General features: G+C 56.8%; 11 protein-coding genes. 7 read left to right on the top strand and 4 right to left on the bottom strand.

Translation table 11 applies throughout. The annotated features are described in order from the left end of the window. Window positions 1-6 precede the first annotated feature (6 nt). The gene (locus GE543_RS04125; protein WP_153220862.1) at window positions 7-897 is read left to right on the top strand and encodes a VOC family protein; all 891 of its coding nucleotides are present in this window, start codon (window positions 7-9) and stop codon (window positions 895-897) included. A 142-nt stretch (window positions 898-1,039) separates the two neighbouring features. Here the strand turns inward: GE543_RS04125 and GE543_RS04120 are convergent, their stop codons facing one another. After that, window positions 1,040-2,458, bottom strand: coding sequence for a mannose-1-phosphate guanylyltransferase/mannose-6-phosphate isomerase (locus GE543_RS04120; RefSeq protein WP_153220860.1), 1,419 nt, complete (start codon window positions 2,456-2,458; stop codon window positions 1,040-1,042). A gap of 276 nt (window positions 2,459-2,734) precedes the next feature. Here GE543_RS04120 and GE543_RS04115 point away from each other — a divergent pair, with 276 nt between their 5' ends. Beyond that, window positions 2,735-3,883, top strand: a complete 1,149-nt coding sequence (locus GE543_RS04115; protein ID WP_153220858.1) for a glycosyltransferase family 1 protein — start codon at window positions 2,735-2,737, stop codon at window positions 3,881-3,883. A 43-nt stretch (window positions 3,884-3,926) separates the two neighbouring features. Here the strand turns inward: GE543_RS04115 and GE543_RS04110 are convergent, their stop codons facing one another. The 3 genes from GE543_RS04110 to GE543_RS04100 are packed head-to-tail and all read right to left on the bottom strand — an operon-like array spanning window position 3,927 to window position 8,423. Beyond that, window positions 3,927-5,333 (bottom strand): TolC family outer membrane protein, encoded by a 1,407-nt coding sequence (locus tag GE543_RS04110; RefSeq protein WP_153220856.1) that lies wholly within the window; start codon window positions 5,331-5,333, stop codon window positions 3,927-3,929. Beyond that, complete coding sequence (locus tag GE543_RS04105; protein ID WP_032658927.1) at window positions 5,330-6,655, bottom strand: HlyD family type I secretion periplasmic adaptor subunit; 1,326 nt, start codon at window positions 6,653-6,655, stop codon at window positions 5,330-5,332. The genes GE543_RS04110 and GE543_RS04105 overlap by 4 nt, the downstream gene beginning before the upstream one ends. A 13-nt stretch (window positions 6,656-6,668) precedes the next feature. Further along, window positions 6,669-8,423 carry a type I secretion system permease/ATPase gene (locus GE543_RS04100; RefSeq protein WP_153220854.1) on the bottom strand — a complete coding sequence of 585 codons (1,755 nt, stop codon included), beginning with the start codon at window positions 8,421-8,423 and terminating at the stop codon, window positions 6,669-6,671. Window positions 8,424-9,214: 791 nt separating this feature from the next. Between GE543_RS04100 and GE543_RS04095 the strand changes: the two genes are divergently transcribed. From GE543_RS04095 to GE543_RS04075, 5 genes are all read left to right on the top strand, one after another. Continuing rightward, window positions 9,215-10,033, top strand: a complete 819-nt coding sequence (locus GE543_RS04095; protein WP_010424838.1) for a hypothetical protein — start codon at window positions 9,215-9,217, stop codon at window positions 10,031-10,033. Between the two features lie 17 nt (window positions 10,034-10,050). Continuing rightward, window positions 10,051-11,511 (top strand): DUF4214 domain-containing protein, encoded by a 1,461-nt coding sequence (locus tag GE543_RS04090; RefSeq protein ID WP_046236407.1) that lies wholly within the window; start codon window positions 10,051-10,053, stop codon window positions 11,509-11,511. 146 nt (window positions 11,512-11,657) lie between these two features. Next, window positions 11,658-14,105: a glycosyltransferase family 2 protein gene (locus GE543_RS04085; RefSeq protein ID WP_178118541.1), complete on the top strand. Its 2,448-nt coding sequence runs from the start codon at window positions 11,658-11,660 to the stop codon at window positions 14,103-14,105. After that, window positions 14,102-16,492: a glycosyltransferase gene (locus tag GE543_RS04080; protein ID WP_046236405.1), complete on the top strand. Its 2,391-nt coding sequence runs from the start codon at window positions 14,102-14,104 to the stop codon at window positions 16,490-16,492. The genes GE543_RS04085 and GE543_RS04080 overlap by 4 nt, the downstream gene beginning before the upstream one ends. A gap of 158 nt (window positions 16,493-16,650) precedes the next feature. Further along, a complete protein-coding gene (locus tag GE543_RS04075; RefSeq protein ID WP_153220850.1) occupies window positions 16,651-17,967 on the top strand; it encodes a hypothetical protein in 1,317 nt (438 codons plus the stop codon). Window positions 17,968-18,015: the final 48 nt, after the last annotated feature.

Raw genomic sequence — 18,015 nt, 5'->3', positions numbered from 1 at the left:
CCCGCCATGACAGCTACCGCGCAGTTCCCGCAGGGTATCGATCATCCTCTGGTCACGGTACGCAATCACTCCGAGGCACTGGAGCTCTATCGCAAGATGGGGTTCGCGCCCTCCCCGGTCAGCCGTCACCCTTGGGGAAGTGTCACATCCCTGATGATGTTCCCGGGTAACTTCATCGAACTGATCGGCGTCGAAGATGCCTCCAAATTCGGAACTAACGCGGTAAACGGCTTCTGTTTCGGCCGTCAGTTGGGGCAATTTCTCGACCGCGGTGAAGAAGGCATTTCGTTGGTAGCACTGCACAGCAAAGATGCCGACGCTGACCACGCCCGTATGGTGCAGGCTGGTCTCGAAAGTCAGGGGCGTATCGACTTTCGCCGCAAGATGACCTTGCCCGATGGTCGTCAGGATGAAGCGGTGGTTTCCCTGGCCTTGTTTATAGACTCTGAACTACCGGACGCCTCCAACTTTATCTGCCATCAACACAGACCCGAGTTGATATGGGTTCCAGGCTGGCAAAACCACCCCAATGGCGCGGACGCAATCCTTGCGATCACCTACCTTGCAGAACCCCGGTTACTGGAGCCCCGCTGGAGAGCGATCTATGGCGATGCGGTGAGGTACAACGGCGAGGTACTGGAAGCAGATACACGATGCGGCCTGCTCAGGGCCATCGACGCAGCCACGGCAGCCCGAGAGTTTGCAGGCATCGAACTGCCCGGCAGCGTTGAAGAGCGTCCCCACGCGATTGCCATCCGGCTGCACACCAAACGCCTCGATGCACTGCGCACGATCCTCAAAGACAACAAGGTTGCGCATCGAGAAGCCTCGGGGCGCATCTACGTCGCGCCACAAGCCGCCGGCAACGTCATCCTGGAGTTCACTCAGAACCGCTAGACGAGGCTTAGTCAAGGAGCTGTCACTGTCCTGAACGATCAGGCGGCAGACACATGGACAGAACAACCGGCCCTTTCCCAACGAAAAACGCCCCGCAAACAGGTTTGCGGGGCGTTCGGACCAGCATGCAGCGGATGTCGGATTACTTCTTCAGACGACCGTAACGGTCTTCAAAGCGCACGATGTCGTCTTCGCCCAGGTACGAGCCGGACTGCACTTCGATCAGCTCCAACGGCACCTTGCCAGGGTTGGCCAGCGAGTGCTTGACGCCCAGCGGGATGTAAGTGGACTGATTCTCGGAAAGGATCAGTTCCTGATCGTCGCAGATAACCTTGGCGGTACCGGATACAACGATCCAGTGCTCGGCGCGGTGGTAGTGCATCTGCAGCGACAGGCACTCGCCGGGCAGTACGCTGATGCGCTTGACCTGATAACGCTCGCCGAGATCGATCGTGTCGTAGTGGCCCCACGGGCGGTTGACCAGTGGATGAGTGACGAACTCGGGACGCTCTTCTGCCTGCAGACGCTTGACTACGTCCTTGACCTGCTGGCTGTTGTGCTTGTTGGCAACCAGGACGGCGTCCTTGGTTTCGATGACGATCAGGTCCTCGACGCCAACAGTAGCAACCAGTCGATGGTGCGACTGCACCAGGCAGTTGCGCGTGTCGATTGCCATCACATCGCCTTCCAGGCGGTTGGCATTTTCGTCGTGCGGGCCCACGTCCCAGATCGCTGCCCAACTGCCCAGATCGTTCCAGCCTGCATCCAGTGGCACGACCAGACCGAGGTCGGTGTGCTCCATGACCGCGTAGTCCACGGACTCATCGGCGCACAAGGCAAACTTCTCGGCCGAAACGTGCAGGAAGTAGTTGTCGGCATCGGAGTCAGCCAAGGCTATACGGCAGGCAGACAATATGTCGGAGCGATGCTTTTTCAGCTCAGCCAGGAACACCGAGGCACGGAACATGAACATGCCGCTGTTCCACAGGTAAGCACCCGAGGACAAGTATTCGGCAGCCATTTCCGGCGAAGGCTTTTCCTTGAAGGCCTCAATCGCGAAGCCGCCCTGGGCAATGGATTCACCACAGTGGATGTAGCCAAAACCGGTTTCAGCGTGAGTCGGGGTAATCCCGAACGTCACCAGACGACCCGCCTCGGCATGTACCTGTGCAACCGCTACGGCTTGTCGGAAAGCTTCTTCGTCATGGATATGGTGGTCGGCAGCCAGCACCAGCAGAATCGGGTCAGTGCCATCAGTCGTTGCTTCGAGCGCAGCCAGAGCGATGGCCGGCGCCGTGTTGCGGGCAAGTGGTTCGAGAATGACACGACGGCTACCCATCTTCGCTACACGCAGTTGCTCGGCGACGATGAAGCGATGATTTTCATTGCTCACAACTACCGCAGGCGCGTGTTCAAGGCCTTTCAGGCGAGCCAGTGTGCGTTGAAACATGGTTCCCTGATCCTGGCCATCAAGGGCAAGAAACTGCTTCGGAAAACTCTGCCGCGACAAAGGCCATAACCGCGAACCACTACCGCCAGCCAGGATTACAGGGGTGAACATAGACGCTCCATTCTTGGGCCACGAAGGCGTGGCAAAGGCCCATTATCCGGGTGCTCTGGCTGCTATGCAACATGAAGGCCACTACAATATGCCTACCATTCAGTAACTCCGTCGCCGCAACTGCTCGCCACCCCGTGCGAGCCAGGCCGCCGCATGTTAGTCTTCGCGCCCGATTCCGCGCCCGACTCCGCATATCCGCCACACGCAAGCGTAATACGCTGCCTTGGTACACCATTGAGAAGTAATGTAATTGATCGACATTGAGAACGACAGAACATGGATATAGGCTTAAGTTGTACGGTCTGGGCGAAAGGCGAACGTGCCGGCCATCTGGACGGTATCGGCATATATTCCAGGGCGCTTTGGCACAGCCTGACCAAGCTGAGTCAGGCTGAAGATATCCACGTCAAACCTTACGCTTTCGGCAAGCAACTGCCAGTCCTGGCCTGTGGTCAGCCGCAACAGTTGTCCAGCGACTACCGTATTCATGCCGTGCTCAGTGGCGTCCTCAAACTGCCATTGGGTAGCTCGGCAAGCATCGCCAAAGACGTACAACTGTTCCATGCCACGGATCACCATATTCCGCGGATCAAAGGCGTACCTGTCGTCGCTACGATCATGGACATGATTCCGGTGCTGCACCCGGAATGGATCAAGCAAGACCTCAAGCGCCTGAAAAGCTGGCTGTTCACCACCAGCATCGAACGTGCCGATCACATCATCACCATCTCCGAATACAGCAAGCAGGACATGATTCGTCACCTGGGCATCGCGCCAGAGCGCATCAGCGTCACGCCCCTAGGCGTGGACCCTGTGTATTTCGAGCGCATCGGCGCCGCCGAGCGCAACAGGGTGCTGGACGCCTATAGCCTCAAACCCGGCTTCTTTCTGGTAGTTGGCACCCTGCAGCCTCGCAAGAACCTGCAGCGCGTGCTGGAAGCCTTCCAGCAACTGCCCGCACAGGTACGTAAAGAGCATCCGTTGGTAATTGTCGGTCGTGACGGTTGGAGCAACGAAGAACTGCTACCGCAGCTTGAGGCGTTGCAGCAACGTGGCGAAGGCCGTTGGCTAAGTTACCTGCCACAGAATGAGGTGCTGGCGCTGCTGCAAAGTGCCGAAGCGCTGGTGTTTGCTTCGCTGTATGAAGGGTTCGGCCTGCCGGCCATCGAGGCATTCGCGGCACAGTGCCCGCTGATCGCATCCAATAATTCTTCACTACCGGAAGTGACAGGCGATGCAGCATGGGCTGTCGACCCACACGATGCGCAGAGCATCAGTGCCGCGATGCTCGCCGTACTGGAACAGCCTGAAGAGCGTGAGCGCAAGGCCCAGTCGGGGCTGGCACGTGCGCGTCACTTCAGTTGGGATGCCTGTGCGCAGAACACGCTGGATATCTACCGCATGGTGCTCGCGGCTCGTCGCTAGAAGAGCCGCCAGGCAACAGCCCTGAAGCGCGCCGCGGGTGCGATCAGGGCGTCTTTTTCAAGGCTGAGTCCGCAGCCTTCTCGACTGCCGGATTGGTACCACCCAGCCAGACATTGACGCTGTCGACGCTCTCCTGTGGCGGGCGGCCTGCCCATCGATTGAGGATGAACAGGTTGGTAATGAAATCGTACTGCGCCTTGAGCAGGTCACGCCGCGCCTTGAACTCGTTCTGCACGCTGGTCAGCACATCGACCGCGTTAACGACACCATAAGAAAAGGCTTTTTGCGCCGCAATGCTCGACTGCTCTGAAGATGCCAGCGCATTCTTGTTGGCGCGGATCTTCTCGACACTGGAAAACGCCGTCAGGTAGGCGTTGGTGGTTTCCTTGACCACCTGACGGCGCACGCTTTCCACATCCTGCTCGGTGGCCAGTTGCTCGTTGTACAGGCCACGAACCCGCGCAGAGGTCGAGCCGCCACTGTAAATCGGCACGCGCACACCGATCGTCGCCACATAGCTGTCGCTGCGCGGTGACAGGGTGTTGTCATAGCCCACGTCACTTTGCTGGGCACCCAAAGTAAAGGTCAGGGTCGGATAATGCCCGCCCTTGCCTTCACGTACCGCCGCGTTGGCGACGTCGAGGCTGCTTTCACGTGCCTTGAGCAGCGGGTTGCTGTCGATGGCCTGCGCCACCCAGGTGTCCATCGATTTGGACGGCACCTGCAGCGCAATGTCGTTTCTGATGCGACTCAGCGGCTCAGTGATCGGCCGACCGACAATTTCAGAGAGCGCAGCACGGCTGAGCCTGATCTGGTTGCGGGCGTCAACCTCCTGCGCGGCCAGCAAATCGACACGCGCCTTCAGATCCAGCAGATCAGTGACGACGGCCATCTTCTTGTCGTACATCGCACTGACCCGATCCAGGCTCTTTTGCGTCGCCCGGCGCTCAGCCATGATCAGCTCGAGTTCATCGTCGGCAGACAGCGCCTGGAAATACCGTTTGGCCAGATCTACCGTGGCTTCAGCCTGGGCATCTTCGGCCTGATGGCCTTTCTGCTCCGTCGTGCTCTTGGCCTTCTGGTAGGTTTCCCAGGCCTGCTTGTTGTACAGGTACTGGGTCAGGTTGAGCGAATAGCTGGAGTTGTTATAGATCTCGCGCTGCGTGTCGTCCTTACGCAGGATCCGGTTGTAACTGCCGTTTGCAGTCACCTGCGGCAACAGACCGCCGAGCGCATCGCGCTCACTGTCGACTGCCGACTGGGCACGCAGGTAGGCAGACAGCATGCGCGGGTCTTCCAGACGCGCCTCGCGATACAGCTTCATCAGATCCACGGAGTATGCAGAAGCGCTGGTGACCTGGGGTGCAGCGGGCTGCGTAGGGTCTGCATGAACCTGAACACTGGCCAGCCCGAGGGAAAGGAACACAGGAACGAAGCGCAGCACGATCATTCCTCGATCATCGATTTAACGAACATGTTACGAGCCGGCTTCATCAGGTATTCCAGCATCGTCCTTTCACCAGCATTAATGAGCACTTCGGCAGGCATGCCAGGTTGCAGTTTACGACCTTCCAACCTTTTCAACCCCTCATCAGTCAGCTTCACACGCACGAGATAATAAGGGTCACCGGAAGCAGGATCCGTCAGGCGGTCAGCAGAAACCCTAGTGACTACGGCCTGTATTACCGGCGTGGTTGCACTGTTGAACGCACTGAAGCGTACGTCAGTTAGTCGACCCACAGCGACTCGATCAATATCGTTGGTTGAAACATGAGCCTCTACCACAAGCTCGGCAGATTCCGGCACGATATCCAGCAATGGCGTACCAGCGCTGACTACGCCGCCCACGGTATGAACTTTCATATCCAGTACCATTCCGTCTTCGGGAGCCCGAATGACCACGCGAGACAGGCGGTCCTGCAGCGCGGTCGCAGTCTCCTGCAAATCGAATACCTTGGCCTGCACGTCGCTCAACTCTTTCGCAACATCAGAGCTGAAGTTCTTGTTCAACTGAATGATCTGCAGTTCGGTCTCGCTGATCTGCAACTTAGTCTTGGTGATCGTGGACTCGTGATCGGCTACCTCAGACTTGAGCATGTCCAGCTTGCGCTCCTGCTCAAGCAAGCGCTGCTTGTCGACAAAGCCCTGGGACAGCAAATCCTTCAACTCAGTGATCTCACTGCTGTAGGATTTTTCAAGGCTGATCTTGGTGCGAATCATGTCTTGCAGGCCAAGGATCTGCTGCTTCAATTGCCCGATGCGTTCGCGTTGTACCGATATCTCGGTGAGGCGTGAGTTTTTCCGGGCCCGGAACACTTGCTCTTCGCCTTCAATTGCTTCCTTGGCCCGCTGACTGTCTGTACCGCTGACGGCCAACGGCGGAATTGTATTCAACTCGTCACGTTCAGCGCGCAGTCGCGCCTCCCTGGCCTGAGTAGAGACCAACTGGTTGCGAGTGGACTCATATTGAGAACGAAGTTGTGAGTCATCCAGCACAATTAAAGGATCACCTTTTCGTACAGTGTCTCCATCTCTCGCAAGCAATTCCTTGACGATACCGCCTTCAAGGTGCTGGACCGTTTTGCGATAGCTCTGCACTGTGACCAACCCAGTACCATAGACGGCATTTTCCAATGGAGCGAATGCCGCCCAGGTTCCGAACAAGCCAAAAGTGACCAGCACAATCACTGCGCCTATCCGACGAATACCCCTGTCAGAGGTGGGCATATCATCCGAGTGCGTGTCGAGCGTGGATATTGTCTTAATGCTCATTCATGAATTCCTTTCACGCGCCAGGTTGCGCAGGGCCGACACCGGTGGCTGCAGGAGCCACGCGTTGCTGAGCCTGCTGCGCCTTCGCCTGTTGTTGTGCCAGCTCGGCAATGACCTGATCACGCGCGCCGTACAAGGTAATAGTGCCGGCGTTCATGACCATTACCCGGTCAAGCCGCGACAGAATATTCGGGCGGTGAGAGACGATGAATACCGTCGCACCTGACTCCTTGATCAGCTGCAGCGCCACGCTCAGAGCGCGCTCGCCGACTTCATCGAGATTGGAGTTGGGCTCATCCAGCACAATCAACCGCGGGCTGCCGTAGATAGCCCTGGCCAGACCGATGCGTTGCCGCTGCCCACCGGACAGGTTGACGCCATCACTGCCGATCACGGTGTCGTAGCCGTCGGGCAGTTGCAGGATCATTTCATGCACACCCGCGGTGCGCGCCGCCAGAACCACTTTCTCGGGGTCGACCTTGGTAAACCTGGCGATGTTATCGCTGATGCTGCCCTCGAACAGTTCAATGTCCTGTGGCAGATAGCCCAGGTGCGGGCCAAGCTTCTGCTTGTCCCAGGCACTGATGTCGGCACCGTCCAGGCGCACCGTACCGTGCTGTGCGGGCCAAATGCCCAGTAGAGCCCTGACCAGCGTCGATTTGCCTGCCGCGCTCGGTCCTACGATACCGACGACGGTTCCTGCTGGCGCAACAAAGCTTATATTACGAATTACCGGTGTTTTCGCTCCCGGGGGAGTAACCACCAGATTCTCGACCTGAATGTGCCCTTCAGGATCAGGTAGGGCCATACGATCCGGTTCGTTATGCAGCTTTTCAAGGGTTTCATTCAGGCGGCTATATTGCACACGTGCAGCAACAAAACCTTTCCAACTGCCGATCATCAGATCGATTGGCGACAGCGCACGCCCTAAGAGCAAAGAGCCCGCCATCATCAGACCTGGGCTCACCTGGTGAGTAATCACCAGATAAGCACCTAGCGCCAGCATGAATGACTGAGACCAGTTTCTGAAGGTCTTGGAAATCGAAGTGATGACGCCGCCTTTGTCGCTGGCATCTGACTGAAGCACCAGGACTCTGCGCTGGCGCTTGCCCCAGCGCGCCATTAAGGTATCAAGCATACCCATCGATTCGATGACTTCGGCATTGCGCAGGTTTTTGGTCGTCTGAAGATTTCCTGCCACGCTTTGCTGATTGGCCTCGATCAAGGACTTACCGGTATAGCGATTGTTCAGGTAGGCAAGTATCACCAGGACAATCGCGCAGGCTACTGTCATCCAGCCGAACCAAGGATGAAACATGAACATGACGGCCGTATAGATGGGCAACCAAGGGGCGTCGAAAAATGCAAACAGGCCGTTACCTGTCAGATATTGGCGCAATCCCGTGAGATCGTTAAGTGATTGCGCGGATGCATCCATACCACCACTGCTCAGCGCTTTCTTAAAGCTGGCCCGGTACACATCCCTACTAAGCATCATGTCCAGCCGATTACTGATACGAACGAGAATCCTCGATCGGACCCATTCTAGTGACCCCAAGGTCAACATCAGCACGGTCATGATCAGAGTCAGCATGAACAGGGTAGAGGTACTGCTGCTAGGCACCACCCGCCCGGAAACCTGAATCATGTAAAACGTAGGGACCAGCATCAAGGCGTTTACGAACAGACTAAAGAAACCGACTGAGATAAAGCTGCCTCTGCAAGCCTTGAGGGCTACCTGCAAATTATTTTCGTGTGAACGACTCATAGAATCCGTACTGATGAGAGATCGGTGAACGCGCGGCAGTGTAGCACCTGCTTTTGAAGCAACGCAGCATTATGGCGCCATCAAAATACGCAAAAGGCAGCCAGATACAAGTGAAGGTTTCCTGGACGTCAAGGTTCGTCCGCATCACCCACGTGGCGCCAGATACTTGCACAAACTTTGAACGTTTATTTTTTGATCTTACAGTGCAAATAAAAGTGTGCAATGCAAAAACTGTCATATACGCATGAGTGCGGTAAGAAGCTAGGGATATGGCCTAGGTAGAGTTTTATGGGCAAAAGGCTGAGGCCGCTAGGCGTGTCCCGCTAAAAACCTGACCGATTAAACACTTCCACTACAGCGGTTTGTAGGACAATAACACCTGTTGACTTCAACTTCCTACCCATGGACCAACGTGAGCCTGCACGTGAGCGCAGAAACATCCCGAATCAATCCGGCCGGACGTGAGCAAAGCCTAAAAGCCTATGGCTTTCGGCCACCTACCGCCCCAACAGGGCCGTTCTTGAGCGAAATATGAGTGTAAGAAATTCCACACATTAGCTGCCGAAAATTCACCTGATTCAAATTGACTTTTCCTACCAAAGGACTACTCTCGCAGTCTGGCTAGCACACGGCCATTAACCCTATGTAGCAGTACCCGAGCAGCTTATTGTCAGACCTCTAACGGGATTGACGGTTTAGCCGCTCAGGATAAGAAGGAAGCTTGTTGGGTGCAGTCTCCAGAACTCGATGGATTAAAGATCAGCTCTCGCGTGACGCTGCTCGAGCCAGGAATGTACATATTCCGTTATGCCTCGCAGCCACCCGCGGACAAGCCTGTGTGCATCGCACTGCAGCAAGCCCCACTGGGTAAAGGTTCTATTGATTTCTTTCCAGCCGAAGGTGTCAGCAAGAACATGCTGACCCGGTTGGGCGATACTATCGTTGCTCGCGTCAAGGGTGGTATCACCACGGTTCTGATCACCGAATACCATATGTTCGACGCAGTCATCGACCCTATCGACTTGCGCATCGACCGAATCGACACGTCTACCGCCATCATGCGCAATTTCACGATCGCTGCGACTGCCGAACCGAGCGCGGCAATCTCGTCGACTCTCACGCCCGTTGCGCTGAAGCTGGTCGCACATCTGCAAGGCGAAGGTGATGTGATGTCTACGGAAGGCTGGACCGGTGAACCTGACGGCACCCGTCGCCTTGAAGGATTTTCCATCCTGTGGGACGACAAGCCGGCAGGCGTGGACCTGGTTTACACCTCTACCGTTGCAGGCTCCGGCCCTAGCCCTAATGTCGCTACGGGAGCCTTCACCGGTACCCGTGGCAAGTCTTTGCCTCTGGTTTCAGCAGGTTTCAGCCTGGTCGGACCCGATCGGCATTTTTACGAATTGTCTGGCCACCTTGTCTTTCGCGGCGCTGCGCCGCAGGTCATTGTCGCCAACCAGATGATGTACGGCCCCACCGGCACAGAGCCCCTGGTGGCGTTACACATTTGCATCGCACCCGCTACGAAGATGAACGCTGCCCGCTATAAGTCTCCGTGGGAAAACTCTGCATTGACGCAGAAAATTAGCAGCACAGGCCAGATGGCTTGAAGTAACAGGAATTTCCCATGCAATACGATGCCCCGGTAACTACAACTGAGTTCAACTCGTTCTTGGCAGCTACCAGCCTGACCGACAGCACCACTGCCGCAATCAGCACTCTGCTGGCTCTGGACAGCGCTTCCACTGTAAACCTGGCTAGCTGGGACGGTGTAAACGGCCTTGAGATTCCTACCGGCCAAACCGGTACTACCGACGTGATCACTGGCACTATCGCTGGCGCACGCGGCGACCTGGTTACCCTGAATGTTACCGCTGAAGTAGCTGCTGCCAAGGCGATCATTCTGGACAGCCAGGCTAACCTGAGCGTCAACATCACTCCGACCATCGCTACTGATGCTGCTGCCGACGTTTCGTCGCTGGCTCGCGTTGCTGTTTCGGCTGATGCTTCCGCCACCACTCAGTTCTTGCTGACCACTGGCTCGGGCGATGACGTGATCATCGTTAATGGCGATCAGAACAACTTCATTGACGCTGGTGCAGGCAACGACACCATCATCACTGGCAACGGTAACAACACTGTTATCGCTGGTGCTGGCAACAACAACATCATCACCGGTACCGGCAACGACACCATCGTTCTGAGTGGTGTTAACCACGCAGACGTTGTCAATGCAGGCGCAGGCTACGACGTTGTGCAGCTGGACGGCTCGGTTGCTGACTACACCTTCACCGCTGGCAACAACTTCAACGTCAACCTGACCGGCGCGCAAACTGCCTCGATCACTGGCGCTGAGTTCCTGACCTTCGTCAACACTACTACCAGCGCTGTTGAAACTGTTGTTCTGGCACAGAACGACACTGAAGCTGCGGCATTGCGTTTGTATGAAGGCGTTCTGGGCCGTGACGCAGATCTGGGTGGCGCTCAGGCGTTCGCGGGTATTGCGAACTCCGGTGTTTCGTTGACAGAAATCGCGAATACCTTCCTGAACTCCGCTGAGTTCTCCGACAATTCGAGTGCTGCGCCTATCAACAGCCTGTACACCGAATTGTTGGGTCGCACTGGCGGTGCCGATTCCAGCGGTCTGGCCAACTGGCAGGCCTTGCTGGCTAGCGGCGGTTCCTTGGCTGATGTAGCTGCAGGTATTGCTGGTTCCGCAGAAGCTCAGACGTTCGATCAGTCGAACGGTGACTTCGTTCGGGACCTGTACACCGCAGCGCTAGGCCGTACTGCTGACCAAGGCGGCCTGGACAACTGGGTATCGCAGCTGTTCAACGGCTCCAGCCGTGCTGAAGTGGCTCAGGGCATCGTTGGTTCGCAGGAAGCTGCTGCCAAGGCAGATAGCGATTTCATCGACAATCTGTACCTGACCGCTACCGGTCGCGCTTCGGATGCAGGCGGCAAAGCTACCTGGACTGAAGTTCTGGCTAACGGCGGCACCCACGCTGACGTCGCTATCGGCATCGTTGGTTCGCAGGAAGCAGTAGCACATAACGACAACGTTATCGTGCTGCACGGCGCGGTGTAACTAGCCCCGTCGTTGTAACAAATACGCCCGGCCGCAAGGCCGGGTTGTATGCAAAAAGGGGCGACTTTCGGGTCGCCCCTCTTTTATTTTTAAAGTGAACACGCCAGCTTATGTCCAGACACCTCGACCGTGGGCGAGAAACGCTCATGGATATGTTTCATCGCCACCGCCAGGCCGATGAGCACAACCTTGCCACCGTGGCACTCGAGTGTGCGCTGCAGACCCCTGAATACCGTCCGGAAGCACTGGTCTGGAAAGGTATCGAGGCCCTGCCGCAAGACCCAAAGCTTGCTTTTATTTATTTGCTCAACGCCGCGCATGCTTTTCCTCTGCGTGCGGATATTCACGCCCTGCTCGGGCGCAGCATCATTGCCCAGGGTCAGCCGCTACTGGCCAACCGTTACATGAGCAATGTCTGGCAAAAACTGCCTGCCGACGCTTCGCTACGCATGATGCTCTGGCAGGCACGCAGCCTGTCGGAAACACCCGAAGACTTACGCCGCATCATTCTCGCGCACCTCCCTGATATTACCGCTGCCAACGAACTCACTCTGGTACTCAAACTGCTGGCTGCGCAGACCGGATTGCCAGGCACGCTGGGCGTGGTCCGTTACCTGCCTGATGTGCAGGAGATCCACGGCTGGGCCATCGACGTGCACGATGTGCAGACGCCTGTGTCGTTGCAACTGGAAGCCAACGGTCACTTGATCAGCATGGTCGCCAGCGCCCCGCACCCGTTACTGACAGCGGCAGGATTGCCTGCGACTCACGGCGGTATTCGCATCAAGGTGCCCAACGCCACCCCTGCCGTGCATGTGCGCTTCGATAACGGCACTGCGCTGCTGGGCAGCCCGCTGTCAGCAATGCCGACTTTCATTGCTCCGCCTGCGGCGTTGAAGGTTGGTGACAAGCAGCCGGTGGATGTACTCATCCCTGTTTACGACGGGCTGGAAGAAACCCTTGAGTGTATCAACAGTGCGCTGGAAGCGCGCAAACGCAATCGCACACCTCATCGTCTGGTGGTGATCGAAGACGCAACGCCGGTCCCCGCGCTGCGCAAAGCCCTCAAGGTTCTCGCGGGCAAGGGCAAAATTACTCTGGTGCAGAACCCCATCAACCTGGGCTTCATCCGCAGCATGAACCGGGCGATGGCTTTGAGCCCGAAGCAGGATGTGGTCTGGTTAAATGCCGACACCCGTGTGCAGGGTGACTGGCTGGACCGGCTGCGTACGACTGCCTATGCCGACGAAACCATCGCCTCGGTCACCCCGTTCACCAATAACGGCGAGTTGATGAGCTTTCCTGAAAGCCGTTTCAGCCATCCGATGCCCAGCGCAGCAGAACAGGCCCGCCTGGACGATCTGGCGCGAATGACTGGCAGCCCGGCCATGGAACTCGAAACCGGCTGCGGCTTTTGCCTGTACATCAAACGCAGCGCTCTGGACAGTGTGGGTTATCTGGATGAAGTCGAACTGCTGCGCGGTTATGGTGAGGAAACTGACTGGTGCCTGAGGGCACGCGGCCTGGGTTGGCGTCATGTGGGCGCGCCCAATGTGTTCGTTGCGCACAAGGGCGGGATTTCGTTCGGCGCCGAAAAGGCGCTGCGGGTGGCGCACAATAACGCCATCCTCAAGCGTCGCTACCCGGACGCGTCATCGCGCTATGAAAACTTCTGCCTGCGCGATCCCATCAGGCATGCGCGTGAGGCTCTGCAACGCGCGCGCCTTGTGCAACTGCCCGAGCAGTTGTCGACACCGGCATTGCGGCAGTTGCATATCGCCAACAGCACAGCATCGCAAGCGCCTTTAAGCCTCACGTGGCGGAACAAGGGCCAGCATGCGCAGGCAACGCTGCAGGCCAACGTGCTGCCGCTGGCATTCAGCCTTGATTACGAACTGCCTGCCGACACCGAGCAACTGCTGCACGACCTGCGCAGCCTGCCATTGGAAGAGCTGATCTATCAGAACCTCGCCAATTGCCCTGAAGCACTCTGCGCACTGGCCGAGCAACTGAATAAACCTTACCGAATCGTTTGCCGCGATGACGCGTTGCTCACGCCAGACAGCCGCTTCGACTGGCCGCATTTCGCACGCAAGGCGCAGAGCATCGAGTTGCCGTGGCAGGCCCTGCGCGAGCGTTACGCCGCCGCTCTGCCCCAGGCCGATATTCTGATCCGGTCAGCCCCCCAAGCGCTGCCGAACAGCGATTCCGTGCAAACCACCCTGCTGATTGCCGACCGCCTTTCAGACCCTGACATTGCCAAACAGTGGCTGGAACTGGGCAGGCGCATCACACACGAAAATCAATCTCTGGTACTGCTCGTTGCAGAGGACGGCCCATGGGTCGCCCCCCTGCTCGCCACTGGCGCAATTCATGCATTGCCCATTGCGCAAGGCTTGAGCCAGGCCGACTGCATTCTGCTTGGCGGATGCACCGCCGCATTGAGCCTGGAGCGCAGCCCAGGCGCATCCTGGCGCGCTGCGGACCTGGCCGTCGAACTGGGTCTGCCGCTGTACGCCATGCCAGGGCCGCTCGCCCAGGAAGCCGGAGCATTACCGATCAACACACTGCTTACTTCATTGAGTCGGACATGATCTCAGAACACCCACAGGTTAACTCCGACCCGACCGCTCAGCCCCCCGGCAATAACCGCTTCAATGGTGCCATCACCGGCCTGTATGGCGATGTGCTGCAAGGCTGGGCGCTCGATACCCTGCACATGGATGAACGCCTGGTTGTCGAGGTCTACGTCGACGGCGCCTGCGTTTCACTGGTGCGGGCCGACCAGTTTCATCCCCGTGTCGGTGCGGATGATCCATTCCATGGCTTTGGTGTACAGCTACGCCAAGGCTGGCTGGATAATGCAAAGCACATCAGCGCCCGGGTGGCCAACAGTGACTGCTGGCTTGCGGGCGACCTGCAATTACCGACCACGCCCAGCGCAGAGCCGGCGCCCATCGCGTCTCAGGTCTGGCACAGCGGTGGCCTGCGGCTCGGCGGCTGGTCTTGGGACCCGGATGCACCGCAGCGGCATGTGCAAATCACCGTGCGTGAGGGCAGTCGGGTACTGGGCCAGGCTACCTGCAATGTTCATCACCAGGCGCTGGTCTATCGCGCCAGCAGCGATCACGGTTTCAGTTTTGATCTGCCCTGGGAACTCGCTGATGGTAAGCCACATACGCTGGACATCGAAAATGACCTCGGCCATACGCTTTCCGGCAGCCCGATAACCCTGTGCTGCTGGCACGACGGGCTGGAAGGTCTGCTCAAGCAGCATGAGCGCGCACCCACCGAGCAAAATCTGGCATTGCTGACCCGGATTGCAGCGGACCAGGCAATGCGCCTGCCGAAAAGTGCAGGCTTTCATCATTACCCCGAGTGGTTTGAACGCTTCCGTCCTGCTGCGCCAAAAGACGATCATCTGCAGCACTGCAGGATCGGTTTGCTGTTGATCAGTGACGGCGACACCCAGCTCGAAGCCATCAGCCTCGCGAGCATGAACAGCCAGCGAACAGCGCCTCATCAGTTGGTCAAAGCAGACGCCACTGGCCTGCTGCCCGCACTCAAGCAGTTACTTGAAGCAGGCTGCGACGCAGTGGTCCCGCTGATGGCCGGCGATCACTTGGAAATGCACGCACTGGAACACCTGAGTGCTCTGCTCGACGATGGCTGTGCTTGGGGTTATGCAGATTGTGATCGCGATGGTCCACAAGGCGAGCGCAGCCTGCCGTGGTTGAAACCGGTATGGGATATCGACCTGTTTATGGGGGCCGATATCTTCACCCCCGGTGCGATCTTCGGCGCTGCGATCATCGACAAGGCACTGGCGCTGATACCCGCCACTGATGGCCAGCGAACTCTTGATTGGCACCAGTTGAGCGCGGCCATCGCCTTGGCCACCGAGACCAGCCAGGCCGTCGTCGCACATTTGCCGCACGTGCTTTATCACCGCAGCCATCTAGCAGCCGCCAGCCCGGAGCAAGCCGAACCTTCTGCGCAACGCCTGCAAGCGATTGCCTGGCTGAGCGAAAGCCTCGCACCAGGTGCCAGCGTCACACAACTGCCGAACTTCCCGACGCTGTTGCGTACGCAGTGGCCCTTGCCGGCCACCCTGCCGCGCGTCAGCCTGATCGTTCCAACCCGCGACCAACTCGGGTTGCTGCGCACCTGTATCGAAGGCCTGCTGACCGCGACTGATTATCCTGACCTGGAAATCATCGTTGTCGACAACCAGTCCAGTGACCCGCAAACCCTGGTTTACCTGCAACAGCTGTCTGAGCGCGGCGTGAAGGTTCTGCCCTACCCTCATCCATTCAACTACTCAGCGATCAATAACTATGCAGTCACTCATGCCACAGGTGAACTGATCGGGCTGGTCAACAACGACATCGAAATCATAGCGGCCGACTGGTTAAAGGAAATGGTCAGCCAACTGCTCCGTCCGAACGTCGGCGCAGTGGGAGCCAAACTGCTGTGGCCCAACCGCATGGTGCAGCACGGCGGCGTGGCGGTAGGAGTCAACGGACTGGCCGCGCACACTGGCAACCACCTGGAACAACGCGACCCTGGCTACCTGGGCATGAATCAGATCACCAGACGCCAAAGCGCAGTTACGGCGGCATGCCTGCTGTTGCGCAAATCGGTCTTCGATACGCTGCAAGGCTTGGATGAACAGGCTTTCCCAGTGGCCTTCAATGACGTGGATCTGTGCCTGCGTATTCGACAACAAGGCTTGAACATCATATGGACGCCATTCGCCGAACTCATCCACGCCGAATCGGCCAGCCGCGGCAAAGACCAGACTCCGGAAAAGCGAGCCCGTGGTCAACGGGAACAGCAAGGCTTTATCGAACGCTGGTCCCAATCTGGCCAAAGCGACCCGTATTACCACCCGGCGCTGAGTCTGGATTATTTGAGTGGGCCTTATGGGGGGTTGGCGATGCCGCCAAGGGATAGCGAAGCAAGAATGATAACCCCATAAGGGCGTCCACGTGATCGGAACAGAATTTCTAGTTTGTAAACAGGCATCGGATAGCGTAATCAACGCCGCCCGCGGACGGATCAAAGTTATCCAAGGCTGGCCAGACGTTTTTAATAATTTGTCATTTTTAATGAATCTCAAGAATTAATGGCGTAAAAATGAATAACACTTCTGTTTATGGCGGCGCTGGCCCGGAAGTCAGTGCGGGCTTTAGATCCACTCAAGGCGGCCCAGGTTTTGAAAAAAACCAGTCAAGAAAAGAGATGACCATGCTGATCGATTCAGAAATCGAAGCAACCCTGCAGCGGCTGGAAGCATTCAGGTCGGAGCTGAAAAGGGTTACCGCTGAAGAAAAAGAGGAAAATGCATTTCAGCAGCATAGACAGCTCGAGCAGCTTAATGATGTGTTGTCTGAAAACCAGCTTCTTTTAGAAAAGCTTCACGAAGCACAGGAAGCCTACGAGCGACTGATGCAGCGTGATGAACTGAATACGCAAGCTTTGAACCAGCAATCGAGTCGACTCAGGAACGTATTGGAAAAGTTTCCAACCCACTGGGAAGTGGAACGTGTAGAAGTGGAACGCCTAGAGGATGAAGGCTCAGCAGAAGTCGTTCAATGGCACATCCACAACGCTTATCTAGGCGATGAGCTGATTCCTTTAATAAAAATGAAAACCTACTGTCTTAATGACAACGTGGAGGTTTTTATTCACCGAACTGACAAACAAAATTCAAACTGGATCAGTTGGCCTTATAGCCTGACCGACAAAGACGTTTTTCCTTGCACTCCTATTCAGGGTCATCCATACCAAGGCACAAACTGGCTGCTGAGTTCACTGGGAACGAGCGACTGGAAAAAGCTGAAAGAATTGCTCAAGAGAATGGCAAGTGCTCTTGATAAAGGAGCAGACACATCGGTGTCAAAAAACGTCAACGCTAGTTTACTCGGGAACGGGTTGGCAAAGCTGGTGGAGCGACTGGATAACTGGCCGCTCTCTTTACGCTATGACAAAGTGACATTGACCAACACGATTCAAACTGAACACTACCGATCACTCGGTATTTCATTAAGCAATGTGAGCCTCGGCGAGAAGCATTGGGATAGCCTTGAATACAACTTGGCAACGGTCGACGAGAATGGAGGGTTTGGAGAAAACCCTCGTCTGGAGTTCCCGGAAAGTGCGCGAGATGTCATCGACAATTGGTTTGTCGAGAGTGAAGACGGACGCGGGTTGCGGTTAGAACTGCGTTTTGCCCGCCCACAAGCTATCGATACAAACGTATGGCAGCTTCTTTCAGATGCTGACCAAATACTGATAGCAGCCTTGGTAAGTAATTTATCAGTTCAGCTGGGCAGGCTGGAAAGAGAAGCCGTTAAAAAGTCACTGCGCTGGAAGGAGTGGCAGGAATTAGCTAACGCGGTGAGAGCAATCATGGTTAATAACATGAGAACTCACCGACGTATCGAGGCATGATCTATGGTTTGCGTTCTTTGGCCATACCAAGGTAGCAGAAGAATCGTA

It is taken from the genome of Pseudomonas sp. SZ57, assembly GCF_009495975.1.
GTDB classification, from domain to species: Bacteria; Pseudomonadota; Gammaproteobacteria; order Pseudomonadales; family Pseudomonadaceae; genus Aquipseudomonas; species Aquipseudomonas syringae.
The sequence above is the reverse complement of the archived record's forward strand: the minus strand, read 5'-3'. Positions and strand labels throughout refer to the sequence as shown.

Bases quoted from the DNA above. Each gene is read 5' to 3' on its own strand.
- GE543_RS04125 (WP_153220862.1), top strand. From the start codon at position 7: ATGACAGCTACCGCGCAGTTCCCGCAGGGTATCGATCATCCTCTGGTC.
- GE543_RS04120 (WP_153220860.1), bottom strand. From the start codon at position 2,458: ATGTTCACCCCTGTAATCCTGGCTGGCGGTAGTGGTTCGCGGTTATGG.
- GE543_RS04115 (WP_153220858.1), top strand. From the start codon at position 2,735: ATGGATATAGGCTTAAGTTGTACGGTCTGGGCGAAAGGCGAACGTGCC.
- GE543_RS04110 (WP_153220856.1), bottom strand. From the start codon at position 5,333: ATGATCGTGCTGCGCTTCGTTCCTGTGTTCCTTTCCCTCGGGCTGGCC.
- GE543_RS04105 (WP_032658927.1), bottom strand. From the start codon at position 6,655: ATGAGCATTAAGACAATATCCACGCTCGACACGCACTCGGATGATATG.
- GE543_RS04100 (WP_153220854.1), bottom strand. From the start codon at position 8,423: ATGAGTCGTTCACACGAAAATAATTTGCAGGTAGCCCTCAAGGCTTGC.
- GE543_RS04095 (WP_010424838.1), top strand. From the start codon at position 9,215: ATGTACATATTCCGTTATGCCTCGCAGCCACCCGCGGACAAGCCTGTG.
- GE543_RS04090 (WP_046236407.1), top strand. From the start codon at position 10,051: ATGCAATACGATGCCCCGGTAACTACAACTGAGTTCAACTCGTTCTTG.
- GE543_RS04085 (WP_178118541.1), top strand. From the start codon at position 11,658: ATGGATATGTTTCATCGCCACCGCCAGGCCGATGAGCACAACCTTGCC.
- GE543_RS04080 (WP_046236405.1), top strand. From the start codon at position 14,102: ATGATCTCAGAACACCCACAGGTTAACTCCGACCCGACCGCTCAGCCC.
- GE543_RS04075 (WP_153220850.1), top strand. From the start codon at position 16,651: ATGAATAACACTTCTGTTTATGGCGGCGCTGGCCCGGAAGTCAGTGCG.